Genomic DNA, 24,868 nt, shown 5'->3' on the forward strand with positions numbered 1-24,868 from the left:
GTGCCTGGCCCGGAGCGGCCACCCCCGGAGCGGGTACGCCCGGTGCCTGGCCGGGAGCCTCCGCGCCCGCGCCCCAGGCAGCCCCCGCACCGGCCCCCACGCCCCAGGCGCCCGCCCCGACCCCCGCAGCCGCCGGCGGTGACATGGCCCAGGGCGCCGCCCAGGTGCGGAACATGTGGCAGCCGATCCTCGACGCCGTCAAGAACCGGCGCCGCTTCACCTGGATCCTGCTCAGCCAGAACGCCCAGGTCGCCGGGTTCGACGGCACCACCCTCCAGCTCGGCTTCCTCAACGCCGGCGCACGCGACAACTTCGCGAGCAGCGGCAGCGAGGAGGTCCTGAAGCAGGTGCTGGCCGAGCAGTTCAACGTGCAGTGGAAGATCGAGGCGATCATCGACCCCTCGGGCGGCGTCAATCCGCCGCCCGCCGCCGCGAACTTCGGCGGCGGACGCCCCGCCCAGGGCTATGCCCAAGGCTCCGCGCAGGGACCCGGCCCGGGGTCCGGCCAGGGGTCCGCTCCTGCCGCGCCCCCGCAGCAGCAGTGGGCATCCGCCTCGGCCTCCGCGCAGCAGGGCCCCGCGCAGCAGAGTACGGCGCCCGCTTCCGTACCCCCTGCGCAGCAGTACCGGTCCCCGGCGCCCGCGCCCGTCCACGCACCGCCCGCGCCGCGGCCCGTCGCGCCCGAGGACGACGTGCCCGAGGAGGACGACCCCGACCTCGTCGACTCCGCCCTCTCCGGTCACGACCTGATCGTCCGCGAGCTCGGGGCCACGGTGCTGGAGGAATACACGAACGAATAGGAGCGTCTCGCTCGGTGGCCCGCACAAGGGGCATCCCGCCCCGCGGGCTACCCTGGCTGGCGTGAAGGTCCTCGTCATCGGCGGCGGCGCCCGCGAACACGCCCTGTGCCGCTCTCTCTCCCTCGATCCCGACGTCACCGCTCTGCACTGCGCGCCCGGCAACGCCGGAATCGCGGAGGTCGCCGAGCTGCACCCCGTCGACCAGCTGGACGGCGACGCCGTCGCGCGGCTGGCCGGTGACCTCCAGGCGGACCTGGTGGTCGTCGGCCCGGAGGCCCCGCTCGTCGCCGGGGTGGCCGACGCCGTCCGCGCGGCCGGCATCCCCTGCTTCGGCCCGTCCGAGGAGGCGGCGCAGCTGGAGGGCTCCAAGGCGTTCGCCAAGGACGTCATGGCCGGGGCCAACGTCCCGACCGCCCGTAGCTACGTCTGCACCACCGCCGAGGAGATCGACGAGGCGCTCGACGCCTTCGGCGCTCCGTACGTCGTCAAGGACGACGGCCTCGCCGCCGGCAAGGGTGTCGTCGTGACCTCCGACCTCGCCGAGGCCCGCGCCCACGCGCTCGCCTGCGGCCGAGTGGTCATCGAGGAGTTCCTGGACGGCCCCGAGGTCTCCCTCTTCGCGATCACCGACGGTGTCACGGTCCTCCCGCTGACCCCCGCGCAGGACTTCAAGCGCGCTCTCGACGGTGACGAGGGCCCGAACACCGGTGGGATGGGCGCCTACTCCCCGCTGCCCTGGGCCGACCCCAAGCTGGTCGACGAGGTCATGGCCACCGTCCTGCAGCCCACCGTCGACGAGCTGCGCCGCCGCGGCACGCCGTTCCAGGGTCTGCTGTACGCGGGTCTGGCGATCACCAGCCGCGGCGTGCGGGTCATCGAGTTCAACGCCCGCTTCGGCGACCCGGAGACCCAGGTCGTCCTCGCCCGGCTCAAGACCCCGCTTGCGGGCGTCCTGCTGAACGCGGCCAACGGCACCCTCGACAACGAGCCGCCGCTCAACTGGCGCGACGAGGCCGCCGTGACCGTGGTCGTCGCCTCGCACAACTACCCGGGGACCCCGCGGACGGGCGACCCGATCGAGGGCCTCGACGAGGTCGCGGCGCAGGATGCCCCGCACGCGTACGTCCTGCACGCCGGGACGAAGCGGGACGGCGACGCGATCGTGAGCGCCGGTGGCCGTGTCCTCTCGGTCACCGCGACCGGGAAGGACCTGGCCCAGGCCCGCGAGCGGGCGTACGCGGCGGTCGGTCGGATCCGGCTGGACGGCTCCCAGCACCGTACGGACATCGCGCGCAAGGCCGCCGGGGAGTGAATCCGTAAGCACGTCCGATCGGCATCACCTTTACCCAAAGCCATTCGATCGAGTGACGACTGGGCCATCCGGATGACGCCCGCCGAACCCCCAACTAGGGTGCGGCGAAGGCGTTCCGGCACATGGCCCACCGGCATTGCGATGTCAGTGGCGGGTGCCACAGTGGGGGAGTGAGCAACACCGCCACGGGCAGTCCCGACGAGGACAGGAGGGGGTGATGTACGGCGTGTCCGGTACCGGTTCCGTTGTGGGCGAGGAGATGGGTGCGCGCGCCGCGCGCACCCGGGCCCTCGCCGTGCTCCGTGTCCGCGGCAGGGCGTTCGCCGTCGCGCTGCTCCCGGCGGCCGCGGCCGTGATCCTGTACGCGGGAGGGGTCAGCGGTCATCTCACGGGTCCCGGCTGGGACGCCGCCCGCTGGGTCACGACCGTGCTGGCGCTGGTCGTCCTGCTCGCCGCGGCCGCCGTCGCGCTGGTCGTCGCGCGCGCCCGTCCGGCCGTCACACCGACCGTCGAGCTCGCCGAGACAGCGGCCCCCGATCTCTACCGGATGGTCCGGGACCTGGCCGACCGGCTGGGCGTTCCGGCCCCGTCCGCGATAGCTCTGACCCCGGACTGCGACAGCTGGCTCGAGGACCGTACGCATCCGGCACACGACCGTACGGGCACGGCAGGGCTGCGGCGCTCCGCCGAAGCGCCCGTCCTCGTCATAGGTTCCCCCTTCCTGTGGTGGATGCGCGTGGGCGAGCTGCGGGCCGTCCTCGCCCCGGTCGTCGCCGGTACGGCTCCGGCCGCGCACCCCGACATAGCCGCGGCCCGCCGCTTCGTGCAGGGCCTGGACGCCGCCGTCGCGGTGCCCCGTCGGCCCGGTCTCGACCCGGTGAGCCGGCTCGGCGCCCATGGGGTCGGGCGGGTGGCCCGGGTCCTGCTGCGAGGCTGCCGCGGGCATGCCGTCGAGATGGAGCGCGGAGTCGCCGTGGCGGGCTCCGAGCGTGCACAGGCTGTGGATTACGGCGTCCGGATCGTCGCCCAGGAGCAGGTGGGCCTCGCCTACGCGGGCTGGGACCGGCTGCTGACCCGGGTCGCGCTGCCCGCATGGCGGATGGGCCGCTGGCCCTCGCGCCTCGACGCGGGCGTGGTCTCCGCCCTCACCGAACTCTCCCGCCGCGACCGCCTGGCGGAGGGCTTCACCTCCCGGCTCGGCGAGCGGCCGGCCTGCGACCTCCTCGAAGAACCCGGCGCGGTCGACGAGGCCACCTCGCTGCTCGCCGCCCGCCTCTTCCACGGCGGCCCGGCGGAGGCCGGCCCGGCCTGGTCCCCGGTGGACTGGAGCCAGTACCCGGAGGAGGTCGTGGACCGTAAGTGGCGCGCCGACGCGGCCCGGCTCCATCAGGTCCTCGACGAACTGGGCGTCCTCCCGACCGGCAACGGCCACGGCAACGGCTACGGCGACGGCGACAGCACCGGCACCGGAACCGGTACGGACTCCAGCGGCGCGGCCGCCGACGGCCCGACCCTGGCCCGCGTCATGGCCCACCTCTCGGTGACCGGGAAGGCCGGCCGGCCAGGGATGCCCGCCGGTCAGCCCGAGCAGCCCGGGAGGCCCGCCTCGATGGCCCCGGACCCGGCGAACCCCTTCGCGCCCGACGGCGCTCCCCACGCCGAGGGCGCCCCCCACGCCGACGGCGCTCCCCACGCCGAGGGCGCCCCCCACGCCGACGGCGCTCCCCACGCCGAGGCCCCCTCCGGCCAGGCCCCCCACCCCGCCGCCGACTCCCTGGCCGCCGCTCTGACCGCTCATGTCGCCCGTGAGGAGGCCGCCAAGCCCGCACCGCCCATGGGCGGGCCGCACGGGGCCGCCCTGAGCGTGGCCGACGCCGATCAGCTGCCACTCTTCCCGCTGCAGCCGCCGCGCACCGGGCGCGATCTGCTCGCCGACCATGTGACCGCGATGGTCTGCTGCGCCGCCGTCGACACCGCGGGTGCCGCTCCCGGCCTCGACTGGCTCGACGGACCCGCGCTCCTCATCGGCGGAGAGCGGAACACCGACCTGACCGCCCGCGTCCTCGCCCTCGTCGAGGACGGCGACGCGGAGCCGCTGCGAGCCTGGCTCGCCGAGACCGGCGTCCGCCCCGAGAAGCCCGTCCGCCTCGTGTAGCGCCCGCGCCGATACGGAACTCTGGCTTCCGTTCACGTCAATTCGCGACGAACGGTGACGGAGTGCGTGCGTTATGTGATGTGCTGGGGATCGGCACTGACAGCAGCACTTGCAACCCACGCAGCAGATGCGTCAGGGCCCATGACAGAAGACGACAGCACACGACGCGGGGGAGTCGAGGGAGGGGCGCGGCATGGGGGCGGAGCAGATCAGGCGGTGGGAGTCGGGCGCGCTCGCCCACGCCGTCACGGACCCCTTCGGTCAGGGCCCCCTGCCCTGGCTGCGCGGATCGGAGAACTACTTCGACGACACCGGGCAGGTCGTCCCCTGGTACGCCGACGACACCCTGGCGCGCGGCGCGGGCGGCGGCCCTCGTACGGCCGATGACGTCCGCAGCCAGATCAAGGGCTTCGCGTCCAACGGCGCCGTCGCCCCCGGCGAGGCGATCGATTTCCACATCACCGTGGACCCGCCGCAGCAGTTCTCGGTCGACATCTACCGGATCGGTCACTACGCGGGCGAGGGCGCCACCAAGATCACCACCAGCCCCCGCCTCGCCGGCATCGTCCAGCCGGCCCCGCTCGCCGCCGACCGGACGGTCTCCTGCCACCACTGGTGGCAGTCCTGGCGGCTGCAGATCCCGTCCCTCTGGTCGATCGGCGCGTACGTCGCCGTACTCACCACCGTCGACGGCTACCGCTCCCACATCCCCTTCACCGTCCGCGACGACCACCCCGCCGACCTCCTCCTCGTCCTCCCCGACGTGACGTGGCAGGCGTACAACCTCTATCCGGAGGACGGCAGGACCGGGGCCAGCCTCTATCACGCCTGGGACGAGCAGGGCCGCCTCCTCGGCGAGGAGGACGCGGCGATCACCGTCTCCTTCGACCGCCCCTACGCGGGCGCGGGACTGCCTCTGCACGTCGGCCACGCCTACGACTTCATCCGCTGGGCCGAGCGGTACGGCTACGACCTCGCCTACGCCGAGACCCGGGACCTGCACGCGGGCCGCGTCGATCCCTCCCGTTACCGGGGCCTGGTCTTCCCCGGCCACGACGAGTACTGGTCGGTCCCCATGCGCCGGACCGTCGAACTCGCCCGCGAGCAGGGCACCTCCCTCGTCTTCCTCTCCGCGAACACCATGTACTGGCAGGTGGAGCTCGGCCCCTCCCCTTCCGGCGTCCCCGACCGCCTTCTCACCTGCCGCAAGCGCCGCGGCCCGGGCCGGCCCGCCCTCTGGCGCGAGGTCGACCGTCCGGAGCAGCAGCTGCTCGGCATCCAGTACGCGGGAAGGGTGCCGGAGCCGCACCCCCTGGTCGTACGGAACGCGGGGCACTGGCTCTGGGAGGCCACCGGTGCGGGCGACGGCGACGAGATCCCCGGTCTGGTCGCCGGTGAGGCCGACCGTTACTTCCCGCGCACCGCGCTCCCCGAGCACGACGGCCGCATCCTCCTCGCCCACTCCCCCTACCGGGACAGCGAGGGCGCCCTACGCCACCAGGAGACCTCCCTCTACCGGGCGCCGTCCGGTGCGTGGGTCTTCGCCTCCGGCACCTTCGCCTGGTCACCCGCTCTGGACCGGCCGGGCCATGTCGACCACCGCATCCAGCGCGCCACGGCGAACCTCCTGGACCGCATCTGCAAAAGGGACTGAGCGACATGGCGGGCCGAACGGGCCCGGCCGCCCACCCCGCGTCCCGGTGCGAGAGAATCGAAGCGCTCCTGGAACAACCTACGCGGAGGAACCGTGTCCGGATTCGTAGAAAAGCCCGAGCCTGTGCAGGTCCCGGGCCTCACCCATCTCCACACGGGCAAGGTGCGTGACCTCTACCGCAACGAGGCCGGCGACCTCGTCATGGTGGCGAGCGACCGCATGTCCGCGTACGACTGGGTCCTGCCGACCGAGATCCCCGACAAGGGCCGCGTCCTGACCCAGCTCTCCCTGTGGTGGTTCGACCTGCTGGCCGACCTGGTCCCGCACCACGTCCTCTCCACCGACCTGCCGGCGGGCGCCCCCGCCGAGTGGGAGGGCCGCACCCTCGTCTGCAAGTCCCTGAACATGGTTCCGGTCGAGTGCGTGGCCCGCGGCTATCTGACCGGCTCCGGCCTCGTCGAGTACAACGAGTCCCGTACGGTCTGCGGCCTCGCGCTCCCGGAGGGTCTCAGCGACGGCTCCGAGCTGCCCGCCCCGATCTTCACGCCCGCCACCAAGGCCGCGGTCGGCGACCACGACGAGAACGTGAGCTACGAGGAGGTCGCCCACCAGGTCGGTGCCGAGACCGCCGCCATGCTGCGCCAGACGACCCTCGCCGTCTACAGCCGGGCCCGGGACATCGCCCGCACGCGCGGCATCATCCTGGCCGACACCAAGTTCGAGTTCGGCTTCGAGGCCACCGAGAAGGGGCCGAAGCTGGTCATCGCCGACGAGGTGCTGACCCCGGACTCCTCCCGCTTCTGGCCGGCCGAGAGCTGGGAGCCGGGCCGCGCCCAGCCGTCGTACGACAAGCAGTTCGTCCGCGACTGGCTGACCTCCCCGGCCTCCGGCTGGGACCGCAGGAGCGAGCAGCTGCCGCCGGCGCTCCCGCAGGAGATCGTCGACGCGACGCGCGCCAAGTACATCGAGGCGTACGAGCTGCTGACCGGCCACACCTGGTCGTGACGAGGAACCTCGCGTCTTGGGCCGGGACCGCCCCCGGCCCGGGAGGCGAGGCCTCGAACACCCCGGACACGGAGCTCGGAACACGGGCTCGGAACACGAAGAAGCCCCCGGTCGGATCGACCGGGGGCTTCTTCGTATGGAGCGGACGACGAGATTCGAACTCGCGACCCTCACCTTGGCAAGGTGATGCTCTACCAACTGAGCCACGTCCGCATGCGCCGTAGCGCGGAGACAACTATACCCAACCTTTCGCCCGCGCGAGACGCACCGCTGTATGACGGTTCTCGGCACCGAGCTTCGCGGCGGCCGAGGAGAGGTAGTTCCGGACCGTGCCCTGCGAGAGGGAGGCCCGCTCGGCGATCTCCGCCACCGGTGCCCCGTCGGCCGCGAGCTCCAGCACCTCGGCCTCCCTGGCGGTCAGCGGGGAGTCGCCGGAGGCGATCGCGTCGGCCGCCAACTCCGGGTCCACGTAACGGTTTCCGGCGTGCACGGTACGGATGATCTCGGCCAGTCGCTGCGCGCTGACGGTCTTGGGGACGAAGCCCCGCACCCCCGCCGCGAGCGCCCGCTTGAGGTGCCCGGGCCGGCCGTGACTGGTCACGATCATGGTTCTGCACTCCGGCAGTTCCTCGCGCAGCAGTGTGGCGACCTTCACACCGTCGGCGCCCGGCATCTGCAGATCGAGGACCGCGACATCGGGCCGGTGGGCGCGGGCCATGGCGAGCGCCTCGGGTCCGGTGGCCGCCTCGGCGACGACCACGAGGTCGTCCTCGAGGGCGAGCAGCGCGGCGAGCGCTCCCCTGATCAGGTGCTCGTCGTCGGCGAGGAGCACGCGTACGGCCCCGGTCACGCTGCCTCCCCCCGCCCCGGTACGGGCACGCGAGCCGTCACCAGGAAGGTGCCGCCGTCGCCGGGCCCCGCCGCCAGGGTGCCGTCGACCGCCGACAACCGTTCGCGCAGGCCCGCGAGGCCCGAGCCGCCGACCCGGGGCCCCGGCACCTCCCGTACCCCGTCGTTCTCCACGGTCAGCACCACCGCACCGTCCTTCCTCCGCAGTGAGATCACACAGCGCGAGGCGTCCCCGTGCCGCAGTACGTTCGTCGTGGTCTCCCGGACCACCCAGCCGAGCGCCGACTGCACCTCGGAGGGCAGTGCGGCGTCCGTCGCGTCCACGGCCGATTCCATGGCGCAGACGATCCCCGCCGCGCTGAGCACGCCCCGCGCTCCCTCCAGTTCGACCCGCAGGTCCGCCTCGCGGTAGCCGCGCACCACGTCACGCACCTCGCGCTGCGACTCCTGGGCGATGCGCTGCACCTCGATCATCTGGTCGACGGCGGCCTCGGGGCGCTCGCGCCGGGCGAGCTGGACCGCGAGCTCGCTCTTGAGCGCGATCACCGAGAGGTTTCGGCCCATGACGTCGTGGAGGTCGCGCCCGAAGCGCAGCCGTTCCTCGGCGACGGCGAGGCGTGCCTTGAGCTCCTTGGTCCGCTCCAGCTCCCAGACCATCTTCATCAGCCAGGCCGAGAACCCGCAGGCGGCCGCCAGCCCGCCGCCGCCCAGCAGGATGCCCACCGCGTAGCCGAGCGCCTCCGGCAGTCCGACGCCCATCGCCGCGACGACGGCGCCGGTCGCGAGGGCGGCGAGCGGCGCCGCGTACAGCATGTGCCGGACTCGATTCATGCACATGACCAGGGCGCCGAGGGTGAAGGTGACCGTGCCGGTGACGACACCGGCGGCGACCGACCCGTTGGCGAGGACGCCCGTGGCCCGCAGGCCGAGGACGGTCAGTGCGCCGGCCGCGGTCAGGGCCACCTGCGCCACCGCGAGCCGGACCGGCCGCTCGCGCCGGTCGAGGACCCAGTCGAGGGCGCGGGAGGAGAGGACGCCGTTCAGGACGGCGTGCGTGCAGACGAACAGCGCCAGGGCGGCCGCCAGCGGCAGACCGAGCGGGTAGCGGTCGCTCTGCCCGATCGGTACGCCGCCGATGGAGGCGCACTCGATCAGGACGAAGAAGTGGAAGGTCCACCGTGTGTACAGCTCGACCTTGCCCGCCGTGCTGCGGCGGACCCACCACCCTGTCAGCCTGGACACCCGCCCGGCCCCCCTTTTCCCCTGTTTCCTGCCGTCTCGCGGCGGCTTCCCACGTGTCCGACGTGTCCGACGTGTATGACGTGTCCGGCGTTTTCCAGATCCGCCGGCGCGTCTTCTAGCGTCGCGGCTCCCAGCGGAACCACCGCCGGACAGCAAACACGGTGATCGCTCCCCAGGCCAGTGTGGTGAGCACCGCCGTCAGCAGGTCCGCGGTGTCCTCGACGCCGAACCAGCCCGCCCGGACGAACTCCATGACCCCGCTCAGCGGCAGCAGTTCACAGACGTCGGCGACGCCGTCGGGCAGCGCCTCGCGGGGCACGAGCATCCCCGAGCCCATGGCCGAGACGAGGAAGAACGGCAGGGTGGTGAGGCCCGCGCTCTCGACGTTGCGGGTGACGGCGGTGGTCACGGCGGCCAGACCGGCGAGCAGCGCCACGGCGGCCACCAGTCCGAGCGCGAGCAGGTCCGGGCGCTCCGGAGCCGGCATGTCGAGGACGGTGACCCCGCCCACGGCCAGCACGGCGCACTGCGCGAGCGCGATGGCGGCGGACGGGAGCGCGGCGCCGGCGAGGATCTCCGCGTCGCTCGCCTCACCCGTGCGCAGCCGCTTGAGGACCAGCTCCTCGCGCCGGGCCACGTAGGCGGAGACCAGGCCCATGTAGACGACGAGGACGAGGACCATTCCCGTACCGCCGACGAGGGTGGCTCCGGCGATGCCCCTGGGCAGTTCGTCCGTGCCCATCTGCGAGAGCGAGGAGCGCAGCACGAAGATCATCAGCAGCGGCATCAGGAGGGCGATGAAGAGGTTGTTCCTGTTCCGCCCGAGGAGGGTGAGTTCGGCCCGCCCGAGCGAGGCCATCCGGCGTGCGGTCGCGTTCATCGGGCACCTTCCAGGTCGGGCGTGTCCAGGGCGTCGGTGGCGGAGGCGATCTCCAGGAACGCCTCTTCGAGCGAGGCCGAGCGGGCGTCGAGCGCCTCCAGCCGTACGCCGGTGTCGCGTGCCCAGATCAGCAGCTCGGCGAGCGCGTCCTGCAGCGCGTGCGTCCGGATCTCCACGCGCCTGCCGTCGGCCGCGGCGCGCAGACCGAGCGGGAGCCGGCCCGCGTCGACTCCGTCGGGGAGGACGCAGCGGATCCGGGCGGGCCGGGCGGCGGTGACCTCGGCCGGGGTGCCGGAGAGGACGATCCGGCCCCGGTGCATGATCGCGAGCCGGTCGGCCAGGGACTCGGCCTCCTCCAGGTAGTGCGTGGTCAGAAGCACGGTCGTCCCGCTGTCGCGCAGTGCGCGCACCAGCGCCCAGGTGTCGCGCCTGCCTTCGGCGTCGAGGCCGGTGGTCGGTTCGTCGAGAAAGAGGACCTCGGGCCGGCCGAGGAGCGCGAGCGCCAGGTCGAGACGGCGTCGCTCGCCGCCGGAGAGCTGCTTGATCCGCACTCCGCCGCGAGCGCCGAGGCCGACCGCGTCCAGCGCCTCGGCAGTGGGCCGCGCACCGCTGGTGCACCCCGCCCACATCCGTACGGTTTCGGCCACCGTCAGGTCGGAGGGGAAACCACCCTCTTGGAGCATCACGCCGATCCGGGGACGGACGGCGGCGCGTTCGCGGTACGGGTCGTGGCCGAGGACGCGGACGGTGCCGCCGCTGGGGGCGGCGAGGCCCTCCAGCAGTTCGACGGTGGAGGTCTTGCCGGCCCCGTTGGTCCCGAGGAGGGCGAAGATCTCGCCCCGGGGGACGGCGAGGGAGATCCCGTTGACGGCTTCGAAGCCGCCGGAGTAGGTCCGGCGGAGGTCCTCGGCCTCGATCACGTTGGTCATGGCTCCAGCCTTCCGCCGGACGGGGGCGGTCGGCAGTGCGCGCTGTCATCACTGCACATGACAAATGTCAGAACGGGCGGACAGCGGACCCCATGGACGCGGACCCCCCGGACAGCGGACCCCACGGACAGGGGCCCCGGGCCACGGGCATCGCCACACCGGGAGCGGACATGACGAAGGCCCCGGTTCCTCAGAACCGGGGCCTTCGTTCTCTGAGCGGACGACGAGATTCGAACTCGCGACCCTCACCTTGGCAAGGTGATGCTCTACCAACTGAGCCACGTCCGCATTGCCCCCGACCAGCTTTCACTGGGCGGTGCGAGCACCACTCTACCTGATCCACCGGGGTGGTCGGTCATGCGATGCAGAGCGGGTGACAGGAATTGCACACTGCGCCTTCCCCCTGGAAGGGGGATGTTCTACTACTGAACTACACCCGCACGCTGCGTGAGGTTCGGCCCTGCGGCCTCGCCCCTCGGCGTGATCCAGACTCTAGCGGATCAGCGGGGGTGCAATGCAAATCCGTTCCTGGTGGCCCGTCAGCGGCGTGTCGGCGACCCGTCGGCGCCGCGTCGGTGGCGCGTCTCAGCTGGCTTCGCGGAACGCCTCGTAGACGTGCTTCGGGATCCGCCCTCGGGCGGGCACGTCCATCTTGTTGGACTGGGCCCAGGCGCGGACCGCCGCCGGGTCGGGCGCGAGGGCGGTGTGCTTGTACGAAGTGACGGGGGTGGCCGATCCGCCGGCGCGAGCCGACGCGGCCCTCCCGGTCAGCTTCCGGCCGGCCGCGAGGTACGGAGCCAGCGCCTTGCGCAGTTTCTTTGCATTGGCGGGATTCAGGTCGATCTCGTACATCTTCCCGTCCAGGCCGAACGCAACCGTTTCCGCCGCTTCTCCGCCGTCGATGTCGTCGAAGAGAGTGACCACTACTCGCTGAGCCACGGATATCGGTCCTTTCCTGCGGCCCGCCGTGCCGTTCTCGGCGTGTGTAACGCCTCTGACGTGCGGCGACACCGGCTTCACGGCTGCCCCGGGGCAATGCTGTTTTCCTCTGTATTCCTTTGTACAGTGGTGTGCCTCACATTGTGAAGCCCAGCCAATTGCATCAGCGTGTCCCGCCGCAATGGGCCATGCAATATTTCACTTGAATTTTCCGTGGAGGTCGTAGGGTCCTTTTGTAGGGTCCTCCAGACTTCTACCCGCGTAGAATTTGGAGGCAGGTACGCTGAGGGAACCGCCCACGCAACACACCACCGGGAGTGCCAGTGGCACGCGTCGTAGTCGACGTCATGCTCAAGCCGGAGATCCTCGACCCCCAGGGGCAGGCGGTGCAGCGTGCACTGCCCCGCCTCGGGTTCGACGGGATCGCCGACGTCCGCCAAGGGAAGCGCTTCGAGCTGGAGGTGGAGGGACCGGTCGACGACGCCGCCCTCGCCCGCATCCATGAGATGGCCGAAACCTTCCTCGCCAACACCGTGATCGAGGACTTCGTCGTCAAGGTCGAGTCCGAAGTCCCCGCCGAGGTCCAGTCGTGACCACACGCATCGGCGTCGTCACGTTCCCCGGAACGCTCGACGACCAGGACGCGCTGCGGGCCGCCCGTCTGGCGGGCGCCGAGCCCGTCTCGCTGTGGCACCGCGACAAGGACCTCAAGCAGGTCGACGCCGTGGTCCTGGCCGGCGGCTTCTCCTACGGCGACTACCTGCGGGCCGGAGCCATCTCCCGCTTCTCGCCGGTGATGGAGACAATCATTGAACACGCGCAGGCAGGGCTGCCCGTCCTCGGTATCTGCAACGGCTTCCAGATCCTCACCGAGGCCCATCTGCTGCCGGGCGCGATGCTGCGCAACAACCACCTGCACTTCATCTGCCGCGACCAGAAGCTGCGGGTGGAGAACGCGGAGACCGACTGGACCGTGGACTACGAGCAGGGCCAGGAGATCCAGGTCCCGCTCAAGAACATGGACGGCCGGTACGTCGCCGACGAGCGCGTGCTGGACGAGCTGGAGGCCGAGGGGCGGGTCGCCTTCCGCTACCTGGGCATGAACCCCAACGGCTCGCTCCGCGACATCGCGGGCATCACCAACGCCGCGGGCAACGTGGTCGGCCTCATGCCGCACCCGGAGCACGCCGTCGAGCCGCTGGTCGGCACGGGCCGTACCGACGGCCTCGGATTCTTCACCTCGATCTTGAAGAAGCTGGTCAACGCATGACTCTCGACACCGTCAAGCACGCGGGTGAGACGCCCGACAGCGAGCAGCCGTGGAAGGAGCTCGGCCTCAAGGAGGACGAGTACGCGCGCATCCGCGAGATCCTCGGCCGCCGTCCCACCGGCGCCGAGCTCGCCATGTACTCCGTCATGTGGTCCGAGCACTGCTCGTACAAGAGCAGCAAGGTCCACCTGAAGCAGTTCGGTGAGAAGACCCCCGACAACGACGCCATGCTCGTCGGCATCGGCGAGAACGCGGGCGTCGTCGACGTCGGCCAGGGGTACGCGGTCACCTTCAAGGTCGAGTCGCACAACCACCCGTCGTACATCGAGCCCTACCAGGGCGCGGCCACCGGTGTCGGCGGCATCGTGCGCGACATCCTCGCCATGGGCGCCCGCCCGGTCGCGGTCGTCGACCCGCTGCGCTTCGGTGCGGCCGACCACCCCGACACCAAGCGCGTGCTGCCCGGTGTCGTCGCCGGCATCGGCGGCTACGGCAACTGCCTGGGCCTGCCGAACATCGGCGGCGAGGTCGTCTTCGACGCCTGCTACCAGGGCAACCCGCTGGTCAACGCCGGCTGCATCGGCGTGATGAAGCACGAGGACATCCACCTCGCCAAGGCCTCCGGCCCCGGCAACAAGGTGATCCTCTACGGCGCCCGCACCGGTGGCGACGGCATCGGCGGTGTCTCGGTCCTCGCGTCGGAGACCTTCGACGACACGAAGCCGACGAAGCGCCCCGCCGTCCAGGTCGGCGACCCCTTCCAGGAGAAGCTCCTCATCGAGTGCACCCTGGAGATCTTCAAGGAGAAGCTGGTCGCCGGCATCCAGGACCTGGGTGGCGCCGGACTCTCCTGCGCGACCTCCGAGCTGGCGAGCGCCGGCTCCGGCGGCATGCGCGTCGAGCTCGACCGGGTCCACCTGCGTGACGCGACGCTCTCGCCCGAGGAGATCCTCATGAGCGAGTCGCAGGAACGCATGTGCGCGATCGTCGAGCCCGAGCACGTCGACCGCTTCCTGGAGATCTGCGAGAAGTGGGACGTCATCGCCACCGTCATCGGTGAGGTGACCGAGGGCGAGCGCCTGGAGATCTTCTGGCACGGCGAGCAGATCGTCGACGTACCGCCGCGGTCGGTCGCCCACGAGGGCCCGACCTACCACCGGCCGTACGCCCGCCCGGAGTGGCAGGACGCGCTCCAGGCCGACGACGCGAACAAGCTGCCCCGGCCGCAGAGCGGCGAGGAGCTGAAGGACCAGGTCCTGAAGCTGGTCTCGTCCCCGAACCAGGCGTCGAAGTCCTGGATCACCGACCAGTACGACCGGTTCGTGCAGGGCAACACCGTCCTGGCGCAGCCCGAGGACGCGGGCATGGTCCGGATCGACGAGGAGACCAACCTCGGCGTGGCCATGGCGACCGACGGCAACGGCCGGTACGCGAAGCTCGACCCGTACACGGGCGCGCAGCTCGCGCTGGCCGAGGCGTACCGCAACGTCGCCGCCTCCGGCGCCAAGCCGCTGGCGATCTCGGACTGCCTGAACTTCGGTTCGCCCGAGGACCCGGCCGTGATGTGGCAGTTCGCCGAGGCCACGCGTGGTCTCGCGGACGGCTGCCTCCAGCTCGGCACCCCGGTGACCGGCGGCAATGTGTCGCTCTACAACCAGACGGGCGAGGTCGCCATCCACCCGACGCCGGTCGTGGCCGTGCTCGGTGTGATCGACGACGTCAACCGCCGTACGCCGATCGCCTTCGCGGAAGAGGGCCAGCTCCTCTATCTGCTCGGCGACACGCGTGAGGAGTTCGGCGGCTCGGCCTGGTCCGAGGTGATCCACCAGCACCTCGGCGGCATGCCGCCGGCCGTGGACCTCGACCGGGAGAAGCTGCTCGGCGAGATCCTGATCTCGGCCTCCCGCGACGGCATGATCGACGCGGCGCACGACCTGTCCGACGGCGGCCTGGTCCAGGCGGTCGTCGAGTCCTGCCTGCGCGGCGGCACCGGCGCGCGCCTGGTCGTCCCGGACGGCCTGGACGCCTTCACCTTCCTCTTCAGCGAGTCGGCCGGCCGCGCGGTCGTCGCCGTCCCGCGCAGCGAGGAGCTCCGCTTCACGGACATGTGCGGTGCGCGGGGTCTGCCCGCGACCCGGATCGGTGTCGTGGACGGCGAAGAGGTCGACGTGCAGGGCGCGTTCAGCATCTCCCTGGAGGAGCTGCGCGCGGCCCACGAGGCGACGATCCCGGGCCTGCTGGCCTGACGCGTCCCGTACGAGGAGAGCCCCCGCCCCTCTCGGGCGGGGGCTCTTCCGTTCGTCAGCCGGTGCCCCAGAAGGCATCCGCTTCGTCGATGTCCTCGACGCACTCGTCGATGTCGGAGACCTTGCCTCCCAGGACGGTGAAGAAGAGGCCGCCCTTCATCTCGATGCCCCGGTCACCACGGTCGGCGTGCCACTTGTGGACGGACATGACGTGTCCCCGGCCGTCCGGGTAGATGCCCTGCAGCTCCACGCGGAAGGTGCCGTCGGTGAGCTCGAAAAGCTTCCCGTAGTGGGCCATGACGTTGTCACGCCCCTTGTAGTGCCCGGACATCTGGCTCTCGCCGGGCGAATGGTGCGTGCAGTCACCCGTGAACAGGGAGGCGAGGGTGTCCATGTCTCCTGTGGTGAACGCTTCGTAGCCCTTGCGCACCAGTGCGGCGTCAGGGTGTTCAGCCATGATCCTTGCACCCCTCTCGTAACCCTCTTCCAGTCTCTGCCGCGCATCCCCACCCCGCCACACGGCGGCCGACTACCCTCGCCCCCATGCCACCGGCCAAGAAGCGCACCCGCAGCTACGACTCCGCCAAGACCCGGGCCGCCGTGCTCGCCCAGTTCCGTTACGTACGGGAGGCGGTGGCGGCGCTCACGCCGGAGCAGCTGGCCGGGCCGACCCGGCTGGGGGAGTGGACCGTGCGGGAGCTGGCGGCGCACATGACCATGGCGGTCGGCTCGCTCGCCCGGAAGCTCGGCGAGCCGGAGCCGGCGAAGCAGGAACTGGCGCTGCTGGACTGGCCTTCGGTGACCGCCACGCAGGCCGCGACGATCGACGAGGACACCCGGGCGATCGACACCACCGACCTGCCGGGCCTGTACGACCGGTCGGCGGCGCTCTACGAGGAGCGGATCGCCGGTGCCTCCGACGACCGGCTCGTCCCGACCCGGTTCGGCGCCATGCGTCTCGCCGACTTCCTGGTCACCCGGACCGTCGAACTCGTCGTCCACACCGACGACCTGAACGCGGCGACCGGTCTCGCCGTCCCGCACGACCGGCAGGCCCTGGCCGCCTGCACCCGCCTGCTCGCCGACGCGCTCGCCGTGAAGGCCCCGGGCGGCGCGGTCGAGGTGCGGATCCCGCCCCATGCCGTGGTCCAGTGCGTGGAGGGGCCCCGCCACACCCGCGGCACCCCGCCCAACGTCGTGGAGACCGACCCCCTGACCTGGATCCGGCTGGCCACCGGGCGCACCACCTGGGCCCAGGCCGTGGACGAGGCGAAGGTCGCCGCGAGCGGTGAACGGGCGGACCTCTCCGGTCTGCTGCCGCTCCTCGGCTGAGATCCCGAAGCGGGCGGAACCGGTCTTCGCCCGAGGTCCCGAAGCGGGCGGAACCGGTCTTCGCCCGAGGTCCCGGCGCTGGCGGAACCGTCCGTGCCGCCCGCCCGTCCCATCTCCATGCAGAAGCCCTCCATGCAGAAGCCCTCCACGCGGAAGCCGCGCATCACCGCAGCCGCAGCCCTGGCCTCGCTCCTCGTCCTCGCCGCGTGCGGCACCGAGAAGGCCGGGACCGACCCGGGCGCCGACACGGTCGCCCCTGACGTGCCCGTCACCGGCGTGCACTGGGCCTTCGACAGCGTGACCGTCGCCGGGAAGACGACCCGGGCCCCGGCCGGCGCCCACGTCGAGATCGAGAAGAACGGCCGGGCCAAGGGCAACAGCGGCTGCAACCACTTCGGGGCCGCCGTCGCCGTCAACGGCGACACCCTCACCGTGTCGATGGCCGAGACCACCGAGATGGGCTGCCCCGCCGAGCTGCAGAGCTTCGAGTCCACCCTGTGGAAGGCCTTCTCCGGGACCCTCAAGGCGAAGCTGGAGGACGACCGCCTCACCCTGACCGCCCCCGACGGCACGGCCACCCTCGCCCTGAGCTCCGAGCCGGCCGCCCCGCTGAACGGCACCACCTGGACCGTCGACTCGCTGCTGTCCGGTGACACCGCCGCCTCCCTGCCCCAGGACAGCGAGGGCAAGGCGCACTTCGTCATCGACAAGGACGGCAAGGTCAGGGGCAGCCTCGGCTGCAACAGGTTCTCCACCACCGCGAAGATCTCCGGACGGACGATCGACTTCGGCGAGATCACCACCACCCGCATGATGTGCACGGGCCCGGAGATGAAGCTGGAGACCGAGCTGTACGAGGTCTTCGGCGGATCGGCGACGTACGAGCTGAGCCACCGCGCCCTCACCCTCACCACGGCGGACGGCAAGGGCTTCGGGGCGGTCGCGAAGCCGCCCGCCAAGGGCTGAGCGGCGCCCTCGTCACCGTGCCGATACCGCACCGCCGGGCCTCCCGGGCGGGGTACGCGCGACCGCGAGGTGCGAGCTGCGTCACATGTCACGCCCTTCCGGGGTGGCGTACGAGCGTGCGCTTGCCCTGCTTCCGATGGCCTGCGGCCCTGTCGCCGCACGGGTCGCGGGGCCCGGGGGCCTGCCAGTGGATCAGCTCGTACGATCACACCATTCGAGGACCCTGTCAGTTTCCTCAATTCGGACCAGTGCGCTACCTCGCCTACACTCGGAGGCGTGCCACGTGGTGACGGTCGACTCAATCACGATCTGCTTCCCGGCGAGAAGGGCCCCCAGGACGCTTGCGGCGTCTTCGGTGTCTGGGCTCCGGGTGAAGAGGTCGCAAAGCTCACGTACTTCGGGCTCTACGCCCTCCAGCATCGGGGCCAGGAATCCGCGGGAATCGCGGTCAGCAACGGCTCCCAGATCCTCGTCTTCAAGGACATGGGCCTCGTGTCCCAGGTCTTCGACGAGACCTCTCTCGGTTCCCTCCAGGGTCATATCGCGGTCGGTCACGCCCGCTACTCGACCACCGGTGCCTCCGTGTGGGAGAACGCGCAGCCGACGTTCCGGGCAACCGCCCACGGCTCCATCGCGCTCGGCCACAACGGCAACCTGGTGAACACGGCGCAGCTCGCCGAGATGGTCGCCGACCTTCCCAAGAAGGACGGCCGCGCCACTCAGGTCGCCGCCACCAACGACACCGACCTGGTCACCGCGCTCCTCGCGGGCCAGGTCGACGAGGACGGCAAGCCGCTCACCATCGAGCAGGCCGCCGCGAAGGTCCTCCCCGAGGTCCGGGGCGCCTTCTCCCTCGTCTTCATGGACGAGCACACGCTCTACGCGGCCCGTGACCCGCAGGGCATCCGCCCGCTGGTCCTCGGCCGCCTGGAGCGCGGCTGGGTCGTCGCCTCCGAGTCCGCCGCCCTCGACATCTGCGGCGCCAGCTTCGTCCGCGAGGTCGAGCCGGGCGAGCTGATCGCGATCGACGAGAACGGCATCCGCACCTCTCGATTCGCGGAAGCGAAGCCCAAGGGCTGTGTCTTCGAGTACGTCTACCTGGCGCGCCCCGACACCGACATCGCCGGACGGAACGTCTACCTCTCCCGTGTGGAGATGGGCCGTCGCCTCGCCAAGGAGGCCCCGGTCGAGGCGGACCTCGTCATAGCGACGCCGGAGTCCGGCACCCCGGCCGCCATCGGCTACGCCGAGGCCAGCGGCATCCCCTTCGGCGCGGGCCTGGTGAAGAACGCCTATGTGGGCCGTACCTTCATCCAGCCCTCCCAGACCATCCGCCAGCTGGGCATCCGGCTGAAGCTGAACCCCCTGAAGGAAGTCATCAAGGGGAAGAAGCTCGTGGTCGTCGACGACTCGATCGTCCGCGGCAACACCCAGCGCGCCCTCGTCCGGATGCTCCGCGAGGCGGGCGCCGCCGAGGTCCACATCCGGATCTCCTCCCCGCCGGTGAAGTGGCCGTGCTTCTTCGGCATCGACTTCGCCACCCGCGCCGAGCTGATCGCCAACGGCATGTCCGTCGACGAGATCGGCAAGTCCCTCGGTGCCGACTCGCTCTCGTACATCTCCCTCGACGGGATGATCGAGGCGACCACCATCCAGAAGCCGAACCTCTGCCGTGCCTGCTTCGACGGCGAGTACCCCATGGAGCTTCCGGACCCCGAACTGCTCGGCAAGCAGCTGCTCGAGACCGAGCTGGCCGCCGGCCCGGCCGCCACCGCGGCCTCCGACGCCCTGCGCCGCCCGTAATACCCCGCTGCACCCCGCAGTACGACACGAAAGCTCTGAACCCATGTCTCAGAACCCCAGTGCCGCAGGCGGCGCCAGCTACGCGAGCGCGGGCGTCGACATCGAAGCGGGCGACCGCGCTGTCGAGCTCATGAAGGAGTGGGTGAAGAAGACCCAGCGACCCGAGGTCCTCGGTGGCCTCGGCGGCTTCGCCGGCCTCTTCGACGCCTCCGCTCTCAAGCGCTACGAGCGTCCGCTGCTCGCCTCCGCCACCGACGGTGTCGGCACGAAGGTGGACATCGCCCGCCGGCTCGGCGTGTACGACACGATCGGTCACGACCTGGTCGCGATGGTCATGGACGACATCGTCGTCTGCGGCGCCGAGCCGCTCTTCATGACCGACTACATCTGCGTCGGCAAGGTCCACCCCGAGCGGGTCGCCGCCATCGTCAAGGGCATCGCCGAGGGCTGCGTCCTGGCCGGCTGCGCCCTGGTCGGCGGCGAGACCGCCGAGCACCCCGGCCTGCTGGGCCCGGACGACTTCGATGTCGCCGGCGCCGGTACGGGCGTGGTCGAGGCGGACCGTCTGCTCGGCCCGGATCGCATCCGTACGGGTGACGCGGTGATCGCGATGGAGGCCTCCGGCCTTCACTCCAACGGGTACTCGCTCGTCCGCCACGTGCTCTTCGACCGGGCCGGCATGCGGCTCGACCAGCGCGTCGACGAGCTCGGCCGGACCCTGGGCGAGGAGCTCCTGGAGCCGACCAAGATCTACTCGCTGGACTGTCTGGCGCTCACCCGCACGGCCGAGGTGCACGCCTTCAGCCACATCACGGGTGGCGGGCTCGCCGCCAACCTGGCGCGGGTCATCCCGGACGGGCTGCACGCCACGGTCGACCGTTCGACCTGGGCCCCGGGCGCGATCTTCGACCTGGTCGGCAAGGCCGGACAGGTGGAGCGCCTGGAGCTGGAGAAGACCCTGAACATGGGCGTCGGCATGATGGCCGTCGTTCCGGCGGAGTCTGTGGAGGTGGCCCTGGCCACGTTCGAGGACCGCGGGGTCGAGGCGTGGGTCGCGGGCGAGATCACCGAGCGCGGCGACCGCACGACGGGTGCGGAGCTGGTCGGGGACTACGCGAAGTAGGACACACGCGGGCCGTACGTCCGGAGGCGACTCCGGCTGCGGCCCGCTCCTGCGCGGGCAGCGCGTACGCAGGCCGCAGCGCATACGCACGCGGGCAGCACAGAAACCCGGTCCAGGGATCCCCGGACCGGGTTTCTGTGTGAGCACCGCTCTCGTTAAGAGGTCAAGCGCGACGCTGGGAGGACGTGTCGGGACCGGACTCGTCGTCCTCGTCCTCGTCGTCCGTGTTGTAGAGATCCGCGTACTGCGCGTACGGGTCGTCTTCCTCGTCGTCGTCCTCGAACGGCTCGCCATTCGGCGGCTGGCTCGAAGTCGAAGCGCCCAGCTCGCTGGCCAGACGCGACAGGTCAGTCCCGCCGCTGCTGTACTTCAGCTGGCGGGCGACCTTCGTCTGCTTGGCCTTTGCCCGGCCGCGCCCCATGGCTCGACCCCCTCGGTGACGGGGCTCGACGGCCCCAGAGTCTTGACACGCGTTCATGGTTCGGAACGGGCTCTCGGCTGAGAGACCGGTCCGTAGGGCTTCAACGGTACCTGCTTCCGTGGCCATACGGTACGCCGCACGCATCACATGACCCGGTACAGAACCATCGAGGTGCCCTGTCCTCGCTGGTCAATCGCGATTTTAACCTCTTCTTGAGGGCCGACCCGCCGACCGGGGTGAGTCATCTCTCGATTGGGGTGAACCTACAAAGTCCGCTCCGATCGCCCCGCGGGCCGGCCCTGTCAAGAATCAGCCGCGGCGAGCCTCCGCCATGCGCTGCTCCGCGATCCGGTCGGCGGCGGCGGCCGGCGGGATGCCGTCCGCCTTCGCACGCGCGAATATGGCCAGCGTGGTGTCGAAGATCTTCGCGGCCTTCGTCTTGCACCGGTCGAAGTCGAAGCCGTGCAGCTCGTCGGCGACCTGGATCACGCCACCGGCGTTGACGACGTAGTCGGGCGCGTAGAGGATCCCGCGGTCGGCGAGGTCCTTCTCGACGCCCGGGTGCGCCAGCTGGTTGTTGGCCGCACCGCAGACCACCTTCGCGGTCAGGACCGGCACCGTGTCGTCGTTCAGGGCGCCGCCGAGCGCGCAGGGGGCGTAGACGTCGAGTCCCTCGACGCGGATCAGCGCCTCGGTGTCGGCGACCACGGTGACCTGCGGGAACCGGTCGGTGATCCGGCGCACCGACTCCTCCCGTACATCCGTGATGACGACCTCGGCGCCGTCCTCCAGGAGGTGCTCGACCAGGTAGTGGCCGACCTTGCCGACGCCCGCGACGCCGACCTTGCGGCCGCGCAGGGTGGGGTCGCCCCACAGGGTCTGCGCGGAGGCGCGCATGCCCTGGAAGACACCGAAGGCCGTGAGGACCGAGGAGTCGCCGGCGCCGCCGTTCTCGGGGGAGCGGCCGGTGGTCCACTGGTTGGTGCGGGCCACGACGTCCATGTCGGCGACGTAGGTGCCGACGTCGCAGGCGGTGACGTACCGGCCGCCGAGCGAGGCCACGAAGCGCCCGTAGGCGAGCAGCAGCTCCTCAGTCTTGATCTTCTCCGGGTCACCGATGATGACGGCCTTGCCGCCGCCGTGGTCGAGACCGGCCATGGCGTTCTTGTACGACATCCCCCGGGAGAGGTTCAGCGCGTCGGCGACGGCCTCGGCCTCGGAGGCGTACGGGTAGAACCGGGTGCCGCCGAGGGCGGGGCCCAGGGCGGTGGAGTGGAGGGCGATGACGGCCTTGAGGCCGGTGGCACGGTCCTGGCACAGCACGACTTGCTCGTGGCCACCCTGCTCCGAGTGGAACAGGGTGTGCAGCACGTCAGCGGAAACGACAGGAACGCCGGTCACATCGGTCACGGTGGTGACTCCCAAGTACGAAGCGGCGGTTAGGCGGTCCCCCCTGCGGGTGGGGGAGGACCGGTTCGGCAAGAGAGTAAGTCCTACGCGTGCGTAGATCCGCACCAGTGCTCAGGATCACCCCCCGGGGGAGTACCTCCGTGGAAGGATTCGCGACATGTCGGTCGCCTCCTCGGTCCTCGTTCCGTACGCCTCCTATCTGCGGGTGTACGAGCCGCTGGCGGCCTTCCCCGAGCCGGAGCGGGGGCACTGGGCGCAGTACGCGCGCCGGGCGGACATCCCCACGGCACAGGACGAACTGCGCCGCTCGCTCGCGGACCTGCTGCCGACCCCGCCGGTCCCGGTGCCGGTGCACGAGAGCGGGGACGCCTTCGTCGCGTACGTCGACGGCGTGGTCGTGGTCTGCCCGTGGCGGACCCGGATGCGGGGCTGGCTGGCCCTGGAGGAGCTGGCGGAGGGGGAGAGCCTGCCGCGGCCGGTGCTCGACGCCATGGTGCCGCCGGTGGTGCGGGGGCAGGTGGCGGCGGACCACGAGCGCTGGCGGGAGCGGAACCCGGACGCGCGGCCCTGGATCCGTACGTCGGTCTGGCAGGTCCCGGTGCGCTGGTTCACGCTCTTCGCGGACGAGGAGCGGGAGTACGTGCCGGGGGAGCCGGAGCGGGGCACGGCGACGGTCTTCCGCTACCGCACGCCGATGGTCCAGGCGCGGCGCCGGCTGGCGCGGGCGCTGCGGACCCTGCGGGAGGCGATCGACGAGGGGCCGCTCACCGAGGGGCTCGTCGAGGTCGGCCGGTGGCTGGAGGAGTTCCACCCGCGCGCGCTGGTGGAGCTGGACTACGGCGGCCTGGTGCACGCCCTGTCGGCGGAGCGGCTGGCGGAGGACCGGTCGGCGGCCGACGTGGCCGAGGCGGTGGCGGCGCTGCGGGACGGCGACGGGGACGGTGCGAGCGAGGCGTACGGCCGGCTCGCGGAGCGGTGGCGGGAGGTCCGCGACCTCCAGTTCGCCAATTGATCATCGACAGGACCCGTCCACCTGATGTAAATGATCTTCAAGCACCTTCGAGAACCTTCGCGAACCCCGGAGAAACCTCACGGCCGGGTCGTGGGGGGACGTAGGTCCCGATCCGGGCCTTTGGCTCAAGCGTGACGGACAGCACTTACCGTGCCCTTGCGCCCATCGCCCACCCTCGTGCCAAAATAGGACAAGGAGTCCGGGGAGGGTTCCTTCCGTCCATCTTTGGGCGGAACGCTCAGCATTGCACTCTATGGGGGGTCTGAGGACTCCTGATCGCTCTGTGACTGATCGTCACAGGCGCGTGACTGTCCGTTATGGCATGGTCCATCGACTTCCGCCGCTGATGAACACCTGCGAGGGCAATTCCATCGGTTTGGCCGACGTGGCTGGACGGATGGTGTAGTTGTAGTGCCGAGGACAAGCCGTTCGTCCTATAACCGACTCGGCTCGCGTCCGCCATTTCGGGCAACGCGGGTCAAGGTGCAGAATTTAGAGGAAAGAACCGAGAAGGTTCGGTTCTCCCGAGGAGGCCGCTCATGACCGCTCGCACCCCTGATGCCGAGCCGCTGCTGACCCCCGCCGAGGTTGCCACGATGTTCCGTGTGGACCCGAAGACGGTGACCCGTTGGGCGAAGGCAGGAAAGCTCACGTCCATCCGCACGCTGGGTGGGCATCGCCGGTACCGCGAGGCTGAGGTCCGCGCACTGCTGGCGGGCATTCCGCAGCAGCGCAGCGAGGCCTGAGGTACGCGCAACACCCCGCTTCACCGGGCATTTCCGGGTCCCCCAACTCGGACCGCCCACCCCTAGCTCTGCCGGCCGGCGCCTGCCCCAACAGGCTCTTGGTCATCGATCGCGCTGGACTCCGCCGGGTCCAGCGCGATCTTTTTTGTGCCCGCTCGCACACCCCGGGGGCTAGTGCAATTGCACATATTAAATCGGGCGCGTGTAGGGAGGGTGTAAGTGAAGGGGTTCCACAAACTCGTTCGGTGACACCCGTCACAGTGTCGAAGTCTTGCCAAAGAACAGCCTCCCACCCCCGGGACAGAGCCCAACCCGCCGTTGGTCAGGGGTTGGTGGGTCTTTCGTCCTGGGAGTCGTCGGGGTCCGGGAGCTCCATGGCGAGCCGCAGCAGGCGATGGCAGACGGTGCAGTGGCGCGTGATGTGCCCGTAGCGGGACGCGGCCGCCAAATGGGCGCGCAGGAGCGCGCGTGTCTCGTGTCTCGACTCACGTGCTGCGGATGCCGCGGCCATGCGCGACCACCTCCGGTGTGGGCCCCCGATTCCCTGATGTCTGGGGTACCGGGCGACGGGCGACGCCGTCAATACACGGGAAGGCAACGAAGAAGGCCCGCACCTCACGGTGCGGGCCTTCTTCATGGCGATCCTGACGGGACTTGAACCCGCGACCTCCACCTTGACAGGGTGGCGAGCTAACCAACTGCTCCACAGGACCTCGTTCGCAGCTCCGCGAAGGGGCTGCGAAGAAGACTGTACAGCAGGTCAGAGGGTCAGGT

At 70.9% G+C, this 24,868-nt stretch carries 22 protein-coding genes, 4 tRNA genes and 1 pseudogene; 14 read left to right on the forward strand and 13 right to left on the reverse strand.

Annotated elements, in window-relative coordinates; translation table 11 throughout:
- The 5 genes and pseudogenes from J7E93_RS02355 to J7E93_RS02375 all read left to right on the forward strand — a co-directional run.
- Window positions 1-800: pseudogene (locus tag J7E93_RS02355) on the forward strand (DNA polymerase III subunit gamma and tau); the annotation flags it as partial.
- Window positions 801-861: 61 nt separating this feature from the next.
- Complete coding sequence (gene purD, locus J7E93_RS02360; protein ID WP_215065533.1) at window positions 862-2,112, forward strand: phosphoribosylamine--glycine ligase; 1,251 nt, start codon at window positions 862-864, stop codon at window positions 2,110-2,112.
- Between the two features lie 217 nt (window positions 2,113-2,329).
- Complete coding sequence (locus J7E93_RS02365) at window positions 2,330-4,267, forward strand: hypothetical protein (RefSeq protein ID WP_215065534.1); 1,938 nt, start codon at window positions 2,330-2,332, stop codon at window positions 4,265-4,267.
- A gap of 193 nt (window positions 4,268-4,460) precedes the next feature.
- Entirely contained in the window at window positions 4,461-5,921 is a 1,461-nt protein-coding gene (locus J7E93_RS02370) for a N,N-dimethylformamidase beta subunit family domain-containing protein (protein WP_215065535.1), read from the forward strand.
- Window positions 5,922-6,014: 93 nt separating this feature from the next.
- Window positions 6,015-6,926 carry a phosphoribosylaminoimidazolesuccinocarboxamide synthase gene (locus J7E93_RS02375; RefSeq protein ID WP_215065536.1) on the forward strand — a complete coding sequence of 304 codons (912 nt, stop codon included), beginning with the start codon at window positions 6,015-6,017 and terminating at the stop codon, window positions 6,924-6,926.
- A gap of 137 nt (window positions 6,927-7,063) precedes the next feature.
- On the opposite strand, the gene J7E93_RS02380 is transcribed toward J7E93_RS02375, so the two are convergent.
- From J7E93_RS02380 to J7E93_RS02415, 8 genes are all read right to left on the reverse strand, one after another.
- Window positions 7,064-7,139, reverse strand: a tRNA-Gly gene (locus J7E93_RS02380).
- Window positions 7,140-7,161: 22 nt separating this feature from the next.
- Entirely contained in the window at window positions 7,162-7,776 is a 615-nt protein-coding gene (locus J7E93_RS02385; protein ID WP_215065537.1) for a response regulator transcription factor, read from the reverse strand.
- On the reverse strand, window positions 7,773-9,017 hold the full coding sequence (locus J7E93_RS02390) for a histidine kinase (protein ID WP_215065538.1): 1,245 nt from the start codon (window positions 9,015-9,017) through the stop codon (window positions 7,773-7,775). Before J7E93_RS02390 ends, J7E93_RS02385 begins: the two co-directional genes overlap by 4 nt.
- Before the next feature lie 115 nt (window positions 9,018-9,132).
- Complete coding sequence (locus J7E93_RS02395; RefSeq protein ID WP_215065539.1) at window positions 9,133-9,897, reverse strand: ABC transporter permease; 765 nt, start codon at window positions 9,895-9,897, stop codon at window positions 9,133-9,135.
- Window positions 9,894-10,826 (reverse strand): ABC transporter ATP-binding protein, encoded by a 933-nt coding sequence (locus tag J7E93_RS02400; RefSeq protein ID WP_215065540.1) that lies wholly within the window; start codon window positions 10,824-10,826, stop codon window positions 9,894-9,896. Before J7E93_RS02400 ends, J7E93_RS02395 begins: the two co-directional genes overlap by 4 nt.
- Window positions 10,827-11,041: 215 nt before the next feature.
- A tRNA-Gly gene (locus J7E93_RS02405) sits at window positions 11,042-11,114 on the reverse strand.
- 80 nt (window positions 11,115-11,194) lie between these two features.
- Window positions 11,195-11,266 (reverse strand) — tRNA-Gly (locus tag J7E93_RS02410).
- A 145-nt stretch (window positions 11,267-11,411) separates the two neighbouring features.
- Window positions 11,412-11,765, reverse strand: coding sequence for an Lsr2 family protein (locus J7E93_RS02415; protein WP_215065541.1), 354 nt, complete (start codon window positions 11,763-11,765; stop codon window positions 11,412-11,414).
- A 323-nt stretch (window positions 11,766-12,088) separates the two neighbouring features.
- Between J7E93_RS02415 and purS the strand changes: the two genes are divergently transcribed.
- The 3 genes from purS to purL are packed head-to-tail and all read left to right on the forward strand — an operon-like array spanning window position 12,089 to window position 15,281.
- A complete protein-coding gene (gene purS / locus J7E93_RS02420; RefSeq protein WP_215065542.1) occupies window positions 12,089-12,358 on the forward strand; it encodes a phosphoribosylformylglycinamidine synthase subunit PurS in 270 nt (89 codons plus the stop codon).
- Entirely contained in the window at window positions 12,355-13,035 is a 681-nt protein-coding gene (purQ, locus tag J7E93_RS02425) for a phosphoribosylformylglycinamidine synthase subunit PurQ (RefSeq protein ID WP_215065543.1), read from the forward strand. The genes purS and purQ overlap by 4 nt, the downstream gene beginning before the upstream one ends.
- On the forward strand, window positions 13,032-15,281 hold the full coding sequence (purL, locus tag J7E93_RS02430; protein ID WP_215065544.1) for a phosphoribosylformylglycinamidine synthase subunit PurL: 2,250 nt from the start codon (window positions 13,032-13,034) through the stop codon (window positions 15,279-15,281). Before purQ ends, purL begins: the two co-directional genes overlap by 4 nt.
- Window positions 15,282-15,336: 55 nt before the next feature.
- Here the strand turns inward: purL and J7E93_RS02435 are convergent, their stop codons facing one another.
- Complete coding sequence (locus J7E93_RS02435; protein WP_215065545.1) at window positions 15,337-15,738, reverse strand: nuclear transport factor 2 family protein; 402 nt, start codon at window positions 15,736-15,738, stop codon at window positions 15,337-15,339.
- A gap of 86 nt (window positions 15,739-15,824) precedes the next feature.
- Here J7E93_RS02435 and J7E93_RS02440 point away from each other — a divergent pair, with 86 nt between their 5' ends.
- The 4 genes from J7E93_RS02440 to purM all read left to right on the forward strand — a co-directional run bounded on the left by J7E93_RS02440 (window position 15,825) and on the right by purM (window position 20,505).
- Window positions 15,825-16,613, forward strand: coding sequence for a maleylpyruvate isomerase family mycothiol-dependent enzyme (locus J7E93_RS02440; protein ID WP_215065546.1), 789 nt, complete (start codon window positions 15,825-15,827; stop codon window positions 16,611-16,613).
- Between the two features lie 132 nt (window positions 16,614-16,745).
- The gene (locus J7E93_RS02445) at window positions 16,746-17,579 is read left to right on the forward strand and encodes an META domain-containing protein (protein ID WP_215065547.1); all 834 of its coding nucleotides are present in this window, start codon (window positions 16,746-16,748) and stop codon (window positions 17,577-17,579) included.
- A gap of 276 nt (window positions 17,580-17,855) precedes the next feature.
- Window positions 17,856-19,382, forward strand: coding sequence for an amidophosphoribosyltransferase (gene purF / locus J7E93_RS02450; protein WP_215065548.1), 1,527 nt, complete (start codon window positions 17,856-17,858; stop codon window positions 19,380-19,382).
- A 43-nt stretch (window positions 19,383-19,425) separates the two neighbouring features.
- The gene (purM, locus tag J7E93_RS02455) at window positions 19,426-20,505 is read left to right on the forward strand and encodes a phosphoribosylformylglycinamidine cyclo-ligase (RefSeq protein ID WP_215065549.1); all 1,080 of its coding nucleotides are present in this window, start codon (window positions 19,426-19,428) and stop codon (window positions 20,503-20,505) included.
- 163 nt (window positions 20,506-20,668) lie between these two features.
- On the opposite strand, the gene J7E93_RS02460 is transcribed toward purM, so the two are convergent.
- Entirely contained in the window at window positions 20,669-20,926 is a 258-nt protein-coding gene (locus J7E93_RS02460) for a DUF3073 domain-containing protein (protein WP_215065550.1), read from the reverse strand.
- Window positions 20,927-21,235: 309 nt separating this feature from the next.
- Window positions 21,236-22,336, reverse strand: coding sequence for a Glu/Leu/Phe/Val dehydrogenase dimerization domain-containing protein (locus J7E93_RS02465; RefSeq protein WP_215065551.1), 1,101 nt, complete (start codon window positions 22,334-22,336; stop codon window positions 21,236-21,238).
- A 157-nt stretch (window positions 22,337-22,493) separates the two neighbouring features.
- Between J7E93_RS02465 and J7E93_RS02470 the strand changes: the two genes are divergently transcribed.
- Entirely contained in the window at window positions 22,494-23,348 is an 855-nt protein-coding gene (locus J7E93_RS02470) for a hypothetical protein (protein WP_215065552.1), read from the forward strand.
- Between the two features lie 539 nt (window positions 23,349-23,887).
- Window positions 23,888-24,094, forward strand: a complete 207-nt coding sequence (gene bldC / locus J7E93_RS02475; protein ID WP_003949541.1) for a developmental transcriptional regulator BldC — start codon at window positions 23,888-23,890, stop codon at window positions 24,092-24,094.
- 322 nt (window positions 24,095-24,416) lie between these two features.
- On the opposite strand, the gene J7E93_RS02480 is transcribed toward bldC, so the two are convergent.
- Entirely contained in the window at window positions 24,417-24,605 is a 189-nt protein-coding gene (locus tag J7E93_RS02480; protein ID WP_215065553.1) for a DUF6274 family protein, read from the reverse strand.
- Between the two features lie 125 nt (window positions 24,606-24,730).
- Window positions 24,731-24,807, reverse strand: a tRNA-Asp gene (locus J7E93_RS02485).
- Between the last annotated feature and the right edge of the window lie 61 nt (window positions 24,808-24,868).

Origin of the sequence: Streptomyces sp. ISL-36 (assembly GCF_018614205.1) — a bacterium.
Classification (GTDB): domain Bacteria; phylum Actinomycetota; class Actinomycetes; order Streptomycetales; family Streptomycetaceae; genus Streptomyces.